The organism is Paraburkholderia monticola, assembly GCF_001580545.1.
GTDB lineage: Bacteria > Pseudomonadota > Gammaproteobacteria > Burkholderiales > Burkholderiaceae > Paraburkholderia > Paraburkholderia monticola.
On record NZ_LRBG01000031.1, the window covers coordinates 111056 to 123332 of the forward strand.

The window sequence follows — 12277 nt, forward strand, 5'->3', positions numbered from 1 at the left end:
ACACGAGGACGCCGGGCTAACACGGCTCTTCACTGCGAAGCGGGGGTGGCAGAGACTCGAGCAGCCTGATCAACCTTGCCTGCTGGTGCGGAGTCAGCCCTTGTGTAGCACTCACCTGCTGAACGCGTGCGCGCCAGTAGGTTCGGCTGAACAATGAATCCGCGCCTTCGCTCGCCAGGATCCGTTCGAGATGGGAAATCGCATCCTCGGCGGTCAGCGGTGTATAGGGGCTCTCGGCATCGCGAGGCCCTTTCTTGATTGTTGTTTTCATCCACTTCTCTCATGTGGTGACCGGCTGGGTCCGGTCTTGTACTTTCGACTTCACTTGGCCAGTTCGACTCATCGCAAGCGGTACGGCCCCGGCTTTTCGCTTTAGCTAAGCTCCGCGGCCGCAACCCAAGTCATCGTCTTGAACTGTCCGAGAATGATTTGCAACGACCCGGAGAACCGCTCGGCAAACGCTATCGTCATGTCCTCGACATCGCGCTTGCGGTTACTGGTAATCCGGACGTGCTCGATCGCATGAGCGACCGGCATCAACACCTGCCACACCGCCGCGACCCGCATGCCGCCGCGCTTCGTACGAACCGTGATCTGATGGCCCGTGACCTCTGATCGTCCGGCTATTTCCGCTGTCATCCTCCAGCCCCTCTCTCTATGTGTCTGATTTGTTCTCTGCGCGGGCGATGCCTTTACATGCGCCTGCGTGGTTGATGCCACCACTCATGATGATCCAGATGTCGCAGCAGTCTTGCCCGTCTACGCTCACGACGATAGTGATCGATCACCAGAAGCATTGCGATACTGAGGGCGGAGCCCCCGATGATCATGCCCATCCAGGTTTCACTCATGACACGTTCCTCTCGTGGAAGCACAGGGGTGTTGCGTGAATGGTGCTCGCCGGCTCGTCCGATGTGGCGGCGCGTACCGGCGCAATGTTGTCGCTTCACTGCATGTGCTGGCCACCGTTGATCGCGATGTTGGAGCCGGTCACGAAGCCGGCGTCCTCCGAGCACAGATAGACCACGAGCGCCGCCACTTCCTCGGGCTTGCCGAGACGTCCCATCGGGATCTGCGGCAGGACCTTCGTATCGAGGATCTCCTGCGGAATCGCGGTGACCATCTTCGTTGCCAGGTAACCCGGCGAAATCGTGTTGACGGTGACCCCTTTGCGCGCGACTTCCAGCGCTAGCGACTTGGTAAAGCCATGCATGCCAGCCTTGGCCGCGGCGTAGTTGGTCTGGCCGACCGAGCCTTTTGAACCATTGATGGAGGAAATATTGATGACGCGTCCCCAACCGCGCGCGACCATCTCTTCGCACAGCGGTTTGGTCATGTTGAACACCGAGTCGAGGTTGGTGCGAATGACGGCATCCCAGTTGACCTTGTCCATCTTCCTGAGCGTCATGTCCTGGGTGATCCCCGCGTTGTTCACCAGGATGTCGACCGGGCCGACTTCCGCCTGAATTCTGTCCGCGCAATGCTGGCATGAGTCGTAGTCGGCTACATCGACAGGGAAAGCGCGAAAGCTCCGGCCCTGAGCTTCCATGTCCGCCAACCATTGATCCGCACCGGTGTTGTTCGGCGAGTGCGTGACTACCACCGCATACCCGGCGTCATGCAGTTTCGTACTGATCGATTCTCCGAGACCACCCATGCCGCCAGTTACTACTGCGATTCGTTTCGTCATCCTTTCCATCCGTGAACTTAATGTCTGCGAGGATCGAGAATATCCAATGGCTGTCTCGCACAACCCGCCATTGCTTTGCCACAACGCGTTGCCGCCTCCAGCGTGAGCGGAGAGACGGAATCAGCATTGATCAAACTGCGCGGGTTTTTATACGCTTGTGGTATTGCGCGATTGGAGTCAGATGCGCCGGAGAACGACGGCATGCCGTACCGGCGCACGACTCATAATTTCCAGATGCCCCGAGTGGTCAGGCGTGCTCGCCCGACCGTGCCGCTTCGAATGCTTCGCCGACGAGCGAAAAGAAAATCGACATATTCGTTCGACAGAACTCCAAAAAATATTCGGACGAACGGTCGTTCATTACTTCTCCTGAATTGATATTCGAAACCACTTGTCAGGCAACCACATGCTCTATTAATCGGCAGATTGTCGATCGCTGAGAATGCCTGAGTAATAGTCGTATTAGTACGACTAATTAAACCAAACCAGTTCGCTCGATATCGGATCGATTTGCTACCGGTATTCAACAGTCGAAAGAGGGCGCGGTCCTGATCGCCGCGCTGCAACCGACCGGTTTTGCTGCAACGCGATTGGCCGGTCGTGCCACTGACCGGACATTTCAGATCCTTACATCAATTGTCATGCAATGACATAACAATCGATGTTAGAAGTTTTATTCTAACTTCAAAATGTTAAATTTTCGGGAAGAAAATCTAGGTGAATACCCTAACACTAAGGCCCGTACGCGAGGATTACCGACCGGGCTTGAGTTGACGTCTAACCGTCTGAATTAAGGCATGGCGGCCCATCGCAAAGGTGAGCGGGCACGCCGATTGCGCACTGCCGCATCGGCCGGAACCTTCATCTCGATGGCCAAAACAACGGGAGACGGCGGCGAGCGTGCATTGCATGCATCATTGCATAGTGTGCAAGGAGCGACAAGCTAGCCTGAGGCCCGCTGTGCGAGAGGGGCGGCGCTTGCACGCAGCGCAGCCTGGATGGCATGAGCCATCTGCTTTCCCTTTTCGTCGAAACCGAAGCCGATGTCGATGCCAATGTCGCAGGGCTCGATCTAATAGAAATAAACCGAGCTGCATTTTCGCGGGTACTTCGCCATGTCGAATGTCACTCACCCGCGAGCGTAAGATGGAAGCCATTGAACGATGAGTTCAAGGAGACGCCATGAAGGCGGTGTGCCCGTTGCACGGGCCAACGACCATCGTCGGCACGAACGCGTACGGCTTTCCGATTTACGCGTGTTGTCGCGACGACGTTCCTTATGTCACGCCCCCGGACGCCTGTACGCGTGAACCGGCGCAGCGCGGGCAGGAACCGAGGCAGCCGCCGCGGCAGCCTGCGACGAACAAGGAACCGCGCTGAGGTTCGCGGGCAAAGTCGATCGCGCGATGAAGCCTTATCGGCTCCGGTTGCAATCGATCAATGCACGAACGAGGCGCCAGTCCTGCCAATCGCAGAAGTCGAGCAGCATCGTGCCGCACGGTTCCGAACGAGCCGCGAGTCGCTCTTCAAGCTGCGCGTGGATACCGGAGTGCCGTGTATCGCCGAACGCCACCACGGCGGGCGGTGCGGCCATCCCCGTGCCGCTGCAGAAGTTGATCACCCAACGTTCGCCGCACAGGCCTGGGGCGCGGTTCAGCAACGCATCGATGGCGCGCCATTTGTAAGCGATCGATGCCGGCACCGGCACGCGAAACTCGTCCTGGATGGTGAACGCAACCGTCACGTTGCCGATGTCGAACGTCGCGTTGTCGGGCCAGGCTGTCATATCGATGCCGAGCGGCTTCTCGCTCGCGAAGCGCCGCAACAGCACGATGCCGCCGCGTACTGCCTGTAGCAGCGGCAGTTCCGCGGCAAGGTGCCAGCGCGCCTCCGGGTGCCGCTCCACATACCATTCGAAGGTCGCGGCAAACGTGCGGGTGCAGTCACGCGCGGGCCATTCGTCCTTGACCGACATGACGATGCATTCGCCGGGGTGTCGCGCGAGAAACTCAGTGCAGGTCCGCACCACGTCCTCGAAAGTGAGGCCCAGCGGAATGCCGCCGTGATGAATCGCGAAGCGATCGCGCTCATGGCGACAACGGATGTCGAGGACCCGCACGCCATGATGCATCTGCTCATCGAGCGTGGCCTGTTGCGTGCGCGCGAGCCGGTCGTCGACCGTATAGGCGCAGGTGTCGTGGCTGCCGGGCAAGGTCAGTGCGCAAAGCAATCGGTTGCCGTCGATGGCCGCCATCCAGTCAGCCGGCGAAATGGTGGAGTCGGTCATGGCAGTACGCACGCTATTTCAACCCGCCGGAAAAACCCTGCAACAGATAGCGCTGCACATAGCCCGCGAGCAGCAGCGTCGGCACCGACGAAATCAGCCCCGCGCTCATCAGTTCTCCCCAGTCGATGCCGTTCTCGGTCACATAACCCGCCATGGCGAGCGGCAGCGTGAAATGACTCGGCGACGAGACGAACAACAGCGCCAGCAGAAACTCGTTCCATGCAAGGATGAACACGAAGATCGCGGTGGCAACGAGACCCGGCGCGCAAAGCGGCACGACGATGAAGACGATGCGTTGCGCGAGGTTCGCGCCGTCGAGCGCCGCGGCCTCCTCGAATTCGATCGGCACGTCGCGCACGAACGGCAGCAACATCCAGATCGCCATCGGCAACGCGTACAACTGATACACGAGTATCAGCCCGAACAGCGAGTCGAGCAGATGGAGCCACTTGGCCAGCGAAAAGAGCGGGACGGCTACCGTGATCGGCGGCATCAGCTTGAGCGCCAGCACGAGCATCAGGAACAGCAGATCGAGCCGCGCGGGAAACGCGAGCCGCGCGAGGGCGTAGGCGGCCGGGAACGCCAGCGCGAGCGCGAGCAACGTGGCGCCCAGCGCGACCCACACCGAGTTCAGCACCGACTGGGCCATGCCGCTTTCCCAAACCGCCGCGAAATGCTCGAACGTGGGCGCCGAAGGCCACAGCGCCAACGGATGAGCGAGGCGTTCCAGCGTCGGCATGAAGGCCGCGCCAGCCATCCATACGCACGGCAGCAGCAACACCGCCAGCGCAGCGAGGCGCAACAGCCCTCGCACCGCTGCACCGGATGAGCGTCGCGCGAAACCCTGAAGGCGCGCGAGTGGCATCACCGGTCGCGTTTGACGGCCGATTTCCATATGTATCCCGAGACTAGCACCGCGCACGTGATCAGCATCAGTACCGAAGCCGCGCTGGCAGGTCCAACGTTGAAGAACCGGAAGCCGGTGTCGTAGATGTAGGTCGATAGTGTCTGCGTGGCATTGCCGGGACCGCCGCCCGTCAACGCGTAGACCTTGTCGAATAGCTTGAAGGTGTCGATCGAGCGCAGCAGCATGGCGAGCGCGAGGTGCGGCGCCACGAGTGGCAACGTGATGTAGCGCAGGCACTGCCATTCGTTCGCGCCATCGGTGCGCGCCGCCTCCGCGACGTCGGGCGGAATCGACTGCAGTCCCGCGAGAATGACCAGGAAGGCCATCGGCGTCCATTGCCAGATATCGACCAGCATCAGCGACCACAGCGCGAGGTGCGGATCGGATAGCCAGGGCACTCGCGGCAGACCCACCGCAACGAGCAGCGCGTTCAGAAAGCCCTTGTAATTGAGCCAGTTGCGCCAGATGGCCGAGCACACGAGCGTGGAGAGCATCATCGGCAGCACGGCGAGCGGCAACGCGATGCGTCGGCCGGGAAACGCGCGCACGAACAGCAGCGCGAGCGCGAGGCCGAACAGGACTTCAGCGATCGAGGCCACGATCATGAACTGGATCGTATTGACGAAACTCGTGCCGAACTCGCCGTCGGCCATGACCGATCGATAGTTGGCGAGCCCGATGAACGCGCGATGTCCCGATGCATAGTCGACCGAGAAAAACGAATCGATCAGCACGCGCGCCACGGGGTAGAGCGCCAGCACGCCGAGCACGAGCGCGGCTGGGCTCATCAGGACGATCAGCGGCAGATAACGTCGCAACCGGCTCATCGGCCCGTTCCCACGGTGGCCTGTGCCGTCACTGCGACGTGGCGTTGGCCTGGGCGATCTTCTGCGCGGCCTGATGCAGGGCTGCATCGGGCGCGGCCTGCCCCGTCAGCGCGAGTTGCAACGCGTCGCCGAGAATCGCCTCGACCTGCTGCCAGTCCTTCACGCGGGGCCGCGCGCGGCCCGCTTCGAGCGCCTTCAGTTGATCCGGATACCAGCGGTATTGCTTGACGAGCGTCGGATTGGCAAAGACGCTCTTGCGCGTCGGCGGAATGCCGAGCACGGCCAGTTGCGTTTGCGTTTGCGACGAGGTCAGATAGGCCAGGAAATCCGCTGCCACTTTCGCATGCGCGGCATCTTTCGCAATGCCCATTTGCCAGATGCCGAGCATCGGCGCCGGCCCCTTGATCTCGCCCGGCGGCGGTTGCAGCGCGACCTGGCCGACGACGCGCGACTTCGCCGGGTCGTCGAGCGCAGGCAGCCAGGCGGGCCATACTTCGATGGCCTGCGCGGCCGTGCCGCCCTGCAACGCGTCGCGCACTTCGCCGGCGCCATAGACGTCGACGTCCTTTGGTGCCCACTTCTTGAGAGCGAGGAGCATCTTCAGGGCGGCCAGCGCCTCGGGCGAATCGATCGTAACCTTGCCATTCGTGTCGATGACTTCTCCGCCATAGGCCCAAAGGATCGGCAGAAAACCGGTGACGACGGGGTTGCCCTTCACGCCGCGAAACACGACAGCCGAAACGTCCTTGTCGGCGGTGCCGATGGTCTGCGCGATTTTCAGCACGTCGTCCCAGTTGCGCGGCGGCTGCAGGCCGCGACTCGCGAGCAGATCCTTGCGATAGGCGAACATCTCGACGTTGCCGACGATCGGCATCGCGTACAGGGTGCCGGTCGGCGCGCGTCCCAGCGCGACCGTGGAGGTCACCATGTCGGCATCCGCGAGCGTGGTGGGCAGCGGCTGAAGCCATCCGTTGGCGATGAATTCGGGCGACCAGGTGTCGTCCATCATCACGAGGTCATAGGCGCGCGTGTTTTCCCGCAACGAGAGCTTCAGTTTCTGATAGAGGTCGTTGTTCGGCAGCTTCAGCAACTCGATCTCGACGCCAGGGTGCTGTTTCTTGTAGCCGTCCACCGCCTGCGCGAGTCCGCGGCCGTAGATGTCGTCCCGGCCCGCGATCACGAGATCCGCGGCATGGGCGCCGAGCGCGGCGATGGACAGGGAAGCCGCGACGGATGCCGCGCGCAGGCAGGCGAGCAGGGTCGTCCGCTGGATCATTGAAGCCATGGCTCTCGAATTCCTCTTGGGGATTGGCGTTTGCGTGCGATGAGTCCAGAGCAACCCACCCCGCTTTTCTTCATCGCGCGCGGAGGCGCGAATAATTGATGCCAGATGCGGCAGCGAGATTGCAGCAACCTAGCATGACAAACATATGTCATCAAGCGGGGTTGCGCCGTAGTGTTCGAAGGCGCACGCAGGTGTGCCAGTCATGAAATCGGCTTCAGATGCGCTGGCTGAATTCAGACCTCGGGCTCTGGTTCCGGCATATCGCGAAGCGGAGCAATAGTTGGCATAACGAATCAGAGAAACATAAGGATCACTGATCCATCGAGAAATCGCCGCCGCTTCCGAACAAGAAAAAATTGCCTTTGCGGCGGTGCGGAAGGCGGAGTTCTTTCCGCTGCGCACCATGAACTCGGTGGGGACCCGCTCATCGTTTGTACCGATTGAGTGCCCGAACGCCCGTGCATATTGTTGTGGGCGCATTCTTCAAATGCTGCAATGTGGCGGGCAGATGTTGCTCAACGATCCTTTCGAATCGGAGATGCATGATGTCCAGTAACAGAGTGTGGCGAAACCTTCATTGCGCCGTCGCGACGGGGATGGTAGCGGCGGGGCTAGGTCTGGCGGCGGGCGCCCATGCGGCGGCCGACCCGATCAAGATCGGCGTGATCAGCGAAGAGTCCTCAGTGGCGGGCGCCTCGATCAGCAAGGCGGCGCAGCTCGCCGCGGACGAGATCAACGCGAAGGGCGGAGTGGATGGCCGGCCCATCCAGATCGTCGCCTACGACGATCATTCGTCGGCCTCGGACGGCGTGCGCGCGTTTCAGCGAGCCGCGACCCAGGATAAGGTGGTCGCCGTGATCGGCAGCTACATCAGCGAAGTGGCGCTCGCGATGGAACCGTGGTCGGGACGCCTGAAGATGCCTTTCATCACGCCGGGCGCGGCCAGCAACGACATCTCGAAGCACGTTCACGACGACTACGACCACTACAAGTACACCTTCCACGGCTGGATGACCTCGGCGTTCATCGCGCAATCGATCTGCGACTTCTCGCACGATGTTCTGGTCGGCCAGTTCAAGATGAAAACGACGGTCGTCATGAGCGAGGACGCGGCGTGGACCAAGCCGCTCGACGAACGCTACCTGGAATGTCTGCCTAAAGCCGGCCTTCAGGTGCTCGACCATATCCGCTTCAATCCCGATACCTCGGACTTCACGCCGATCTTCAACCAGATCGAGGCCAAGCACCCCGATACGATCACCACCGGCATCAGCCACGTTGGCGTGCAGCCGACCGTGCAATGGCACGACCAGCAAGTGCCGATCCCGATGTCGGGACAAAGCTCGCAGGCCACGACCACGAGCTTCTGGAAGGACACGAACGGCGCGACCGAAGGCGTGATCACGGCCTCGGCCGCGGCGCCGGGCGTGGCGATCACGCCGAAAACGGTACCGTTCACGGATGCCTACCAGAAGAAATTCGGCGTTTCTCCGGCGTATTGCGGCTTCACGAGCTATGACCTCGTCTACATCATCGCGGACGCAATCAAGCGCAACAAAGGTTCGACCGATCCGGACCAGATGGTCGACGCGCTCGAGAAAACCGACTACGAAGGCACGATCGGACGCTGGCAGTTCTACGGCAAGAACGATCAGTTCACGCACGCGTTGAAGTACGGGCCAGGCTATATCACCGGCATCAACCTGCAATGGCAGAACGGCAAGCAGGTCGCGATCTGGCCCAAGTCGCTGGCCAACGGGACGGTCAAGTTCCCGACCTTCATCAAGGTGCAGCAGGCAAGCGCGAACTAGTCGCGCGGCGATGGCGATGGATGTTGTCCCGGTCTGTGCGGACCTGCGCGTAGCGAAGGTCCGCACAGCGCACGCATCGACACCCCAACCGACATGAAGGGCCGCGCATGTTGCTACTGCAGATTCTCATCGACGGCTTTGCGATCAGTTCCCTCTATGCGCTGGGCGCGATCGGTTTCACGCTGATCTTCGGCGTCTCCGGCATCTTGAACCTCGCGCACGGCGGCGTGATGCTGGTCGCGGCGCTGATGGGCTGGATGCTCGCGGGCGAAGTGGGACTCGGCACCTATCTCGGCACGCTGCTCGGCGTGTTGGCGGGTCTCGTGACAGCCTTCGTCACTTACCTGATGGTGGTGCGGCCCATTCAGCGTTCGGCTGCGATTCCCGGCGAAGAAAAGGAAATCTTCGTGCTCACCGGTACGCTGCTGTGGGGCATCATGATCCAGCAGGGCATGGCGTGGCTCTTCACCGACAACCCTGTGACGATGCGCCCGCTGATCAGCGGTGTGGCGATGGTGGGCGGCGTGCGCGTGCCGTTCAACGAGATCATGATCGCGGTGGTCTGCTGGGCCGTGATCGGCCTGTTGTGGCTATTCGTGAACCGCACGCGTGCAGGCAAGGCGCTGCTCGCGGCTTCGATGAATCCACGCGGTCTCACGCTGCTCGGTTTCGAACTCTCACGCATCTATCTTCTCGCGTGGACCATCTATGGCGTGCTGGCCGGCATTGCGGGCGTGCTGCTCGCTTCGTTCCTCGGCGTGAGCACGAACAATGCGGGGCAACTCACGGCGAGCGCGTTCTCGATTGTCGTGCTGGGCGGCCTTGGCAGCGTGTCCGGCTCGTTGATGGCCGCGTATGTCGTCGGTTATCTGGAAACGGTCACGGCCTATCTCATTGCGCCGACCCTGCGGCCGCTGCCCGCGTTGCTCCTGCTGGTGCTGGTGGTGTATGTGCGGCCCCAGGGCTTCCTGGGACGACGCTAACCCTGCGAATGGAGCGTACCCCCATGTCGGTTCTTCTCCGTTCGCGTGGCACATGGATTGCCGTCGCGCTCGCCGTGATGGCGGCGACATTGCCATGGTGGCTCTCGGGATACATCCTGGGGGTGCTGACGGTTGCGTACTACTTCGGCGTGTTCGCCATGTCGTGGGACCTGTTGTTCGGCTTCGCCGGCGAGGTCAACTTCGGGCCGACGTTTCTGATCGGACTCGGTGCCTATTCGGCTGCGATACTCGACGCCCGCTGGGGCCTGCCGATCCCCGTTTGCGTGATCGCGGGCGGCGGCGTCGCGCTGGTGGGCGGCCTGTTGCTCGCGGTGCCGGCGCTGCGCTTGCGCGGCCCTTACTTCGGGCTGGTCACGCTCGTGGCCGTGCTGCTGCTGCAGAACGCCATCGTGATCTTTGCGGGCGTGACGGGCGGCGAGATTGGCATGACAGTGCCGGACGTGTTGTCGGTCGATGCGAACCATAACTACTGGATCGCGCTCGCGTTCCTGATCGTTTGCGCGATCCTGCTGTTCGGCCTTTCGCGCTCGGCGGTCGGTCTGATCCTGCAGGCAAGCGGGCAGGACGCGACCGGCGCGCAGGCGTTGGGCTTCAATGTCACGCGCCACAAGCTCGTGGCCTTCTGCATCAGCGCCGTCTTCTCGGGCGTGGCCGGCGCGATGCTGGTGTTCTACCAGGGCACGGCCTCCGTCAGCACGGTGGTCGATCTCAGCGTGGGCGTACAGATCATCATCGCGGCCGTGCTAGGCGGACGGCGCACGATACTCGGCGCGGTGCTCGGCTCGATCTTCCTGATCGTTGCCGGCGAGTTTCTGCGTCCGCTCGGCCAGTTGAACACGTTCGTCGTCGCGGCGGTCGCGCTGGCGGCGCTGCTGTTCTTTCCCGACGGTCTGCTCGGCAATCTGCTGCGTGTGAGGGAGCGCCCATGAACGACACGCCGCTGCTCTCCGTACGCGGGCTGACCAAGCGCTTCGGCGGTCTCGTCGCCGTCAAGGATATCGGCTTCGACATCCGGCCCGGTGAGATTCTCGGCTTGATCGGACCGAACGGCTCGGGCAAATCCACGGTCATGAAGCTGATCATGGGCATCGAGCGGCCCAATGCAGGGTCGGTCAAGGTGAATGGCGTGGAGATGGCGGGCTGGGCGCCGCACCGCATCGCGCGCGCGGGCGTGGGCATCGTGTTCCAGCATTCGCGGCCGCTTCATCGGCAAACGGTGCTGGAACATATCAAGCTCGCGCTGCTGCCGGACTCGCTCGTCAAGCTCGTTGCCGAACCCCACGTGCACGAGCGCGCCCAGGAAATTGCCGCGCGCGTGGGTCTGGCCGCCGTCATGCATCGGCATCCCGCGACGCTGCCGTTCGCGGATCTGCGCCGCATGGAAATGGCGAAGGCGATCGCGCGCGACCCGCAGGTCGTGCTGGTGGACGAGCCGTTCGCGGGACTGACGGTGGCCGAATCGGAGGCGTTTTCCGAGCTGATTCGCGGCTTTCGCGCAGAAGGTCGCGCGGTGCTGCTGGTCGATCACAACGTGAAGAGTCTCGCCGCGCTCGCCGACCGCGTGCTCGCGATGTACCTTGGCGAGCATGTCGCCGAGGGCACGGCTGAAGAAGTGATGCAGAACGAGACGGTGCGCCGTGTCTATCTGGGCGGCAAGCTGGAACTGCGTCAGCGCACCGGACTCGCGGCCAATGCGAAGCCCACGATCCTCGAAGTGGCCGGGGTGCGCGTGCTATACGACAAGGCCTGCGCACTCGACGACGTCAGCCTGCAAGTCCGCGAGGGCGAGTTCGTATCGGTTGTCGGGCTCAACGGTGCGGGCAAGACGACGCTCTTCAACGCGCTCTCGGGGCTCGTGCCGTACAAGGGCACGATTCGTTTCGACGGGCGCGATCTGCGCGGTATGAGCGGTGCGGCCATCTCGCGCGGTGGTCTCGTGCAATGCCCGGAAACGCGTGAGCTATTCGGCGACATGACGGTACGCGAGAATCTCGAACTCGGCGGTTTTCATCTTGCCGATTCGGTGCGCACAAAACAGCTCTCGTGGCTCTACGATCTCTTTCCGATCCTCAAGTCGCGCCAGGGCCAAACCGCGCGCACGCTTTCCGGCGGCGAGCAGCAAATGCTCGCGATCGCGCGCGCGTTGATGACCCAGCCGAAGCTCCTGATTCTCGACGAACCGACGCTCGGACTCGCTCCCGTGATTCTCGAGCAATTGTCGAAAGCGCTGGATTCGCTTCAGAAGTCCACGCCCATTACCGTGCTGCTGGGCGAGCAGAACGTGAGGTTCGCGCTGCCGCATGCAGACCGCGTCTATGTGCTCGAACACGCGCGCATCATCTGGGAGGGCAGCGCGTCGCGCTTCGAGGCCGAGATGGGGCGCGGCTTTCTCGAAGCGGTGCCTGCCGGCGAGACCGATGCCGCGAGCGGCAGATAACAGTCGCCCGTTGTGACGATCGTCGTGTT

At 62.2% G+C, this 12277-nt stretch carries 11 protein-coding genes; 4 read left to right on the forward strand and 7 right to left on the reverse strand.

Going from position 1 to position 12277, the window contains the following annotated elements:
- Positions 1 to 16 precede the first annotated feature (16 nt).
- The 7 genes from CI15_RS35500 to CI15_RS20045 all read right to left on the reverse strand — a co-directional run bounded on the left by CI15_RS35500 (position 17) and on the right by CI15_RS20045 (position 6996).
- Positions 17 to 271, reverse strand: a complete 255-nt coding sequence (locus tag CI15_RS35500; protein ID WP_075643737.1) for a hypothetical protein — start codon at positions 269 to 271, stop codon at positions 17 to 19.
- A 101-nt stretch (positions 272 to 372) separates the two neighbouring features.
- Positions 373 to 639, reverse strand: coding sequence for a hypothetical protein (locus CI15_RS20015; RefSeq protein WP_062130156.1), 267 nt, complete (start codon positions 637 to 639; stop codon positions 373 to 375).
- A 307-nt stretch (positions 640 to 946) separates the two neighbouring features.
- Positions 947 to 1690: an acetoacetyl-CoA reductase gene (gene phbB / locus CI15_RS20020; RefSeq protein ID WP_062130157.1), complete on the reverse strand. Its 744-nt coding sequence runs from the start codon at positions 1688 to 1690 to the stop codon at positions 947 to 949.
- Between the two features lie 1414 nt (positions 1691 to 3104).
- A complete protein-coding gene (locus tag CI15_RS20030; protein ID WP_153041152.1) occupies positions 3105 to 3977 on the reverse strand; it encodes a phosphatidylinositol-specific phospholipase C in 873 nt (290 codons plus the stop codon).
- Positions 3978 to 3990: 13 nt separating this feature from the next.
- Positions 3991 to 4842, reverse strand: coding sequence for a carbohydrate ABC transporter permease (locus CI15_RS20035; RefSeq protein ID WP_062130161.1), 852 nt, complete (start codon positions 4840 to 4842; stop codon positions 3991 to 3993).
- Positions 4842 to 5711, reverse strand: a complete 870-nt coding sequence (locus CI15_RS20040; RefSeq protein ID WP_062130163.1) for a carbohydrate ABC transporter permease — start codon at positions 5709 to 5711, stop codon at positions 4842 to 4844. Before CI15_RS20040 ends, CI15_RS20035 begins: the two co-directional genes overlap by 1 nt.
- Before the next feature lie 28 nt (positions 5712 to 5739).
- Positions 5740 to 6996 carry an ABC transporter substrate-binding protein gene (locus tag CI15_RS20045; RefSeq protein ID WP_062130165.1) on the reverse strand — a complete coding sequence of 419 codons (1257 nt, stop codon included), beginning with the start codon at positions 6994 to 6996 and terminating at the stop codon, positions 5740 to 5742.
- A 545-nt stretch (positions 6997 to 7541) separates the two neighbouring features.
- Here CI15_RS20045 and CI15_RS20050 point away from each other — a divergent pair.
- From CI15_RS20050 to CI15_RS20065, 4 genes are all read left to right on the forward strand, one after another.
- A complete protein-coding gene (locus CI15_RS20050) occupies positions 7542 to 8807 on the forward strand; it encodes an ABC transporter substrate-binding protein (RefSeq protein WP_062130411.1) in 1266 nt (421 codons plus the stop codon).
- A gap of 107 nt (positions 8808 to 8914) precedes the next feature.
- The gene (locus CI15_RS20055) at positions 8915 to 9790 is read left to right on the forward strand and encodes a branched-chain amino acid ABC transporter permease (RefSeq protein WP_062130167.1); all 876 of its coding nucleotides are present in this window, start codon (positions 8915 to 8917) and stop codon (positions 9788 to 9790) included.
- Positions 9791 to 9813: 23 nt separating this feature from the next.
- Positions 9814 to 10740 (forward strand): branched-chain amino acid ABC transporter permease, encoded by a 927-nt coding sequence (locus CI15_RS20060; RefSeq protein ID WP_062130169.1) that lies wholly within the window; start codon positions 9814 to 9816, stop codon positions 10738 to 10740.
- A complete protein-coding gene (locus CI15_RS20065) occupies positions 10737 to 12248 on the forward strand; it encodes an ATP-binding cassette domain-containing protein (protein WP_062130170.1) in 1512 nt (503 codons plus the stop codon). Before CI15_RS20060 ends, CI15_RS20065 begins: the two co-directional genes overlap by 4 nt.
- Positions 12249 to 12277 lie beyond the last annotated feature (29 nt).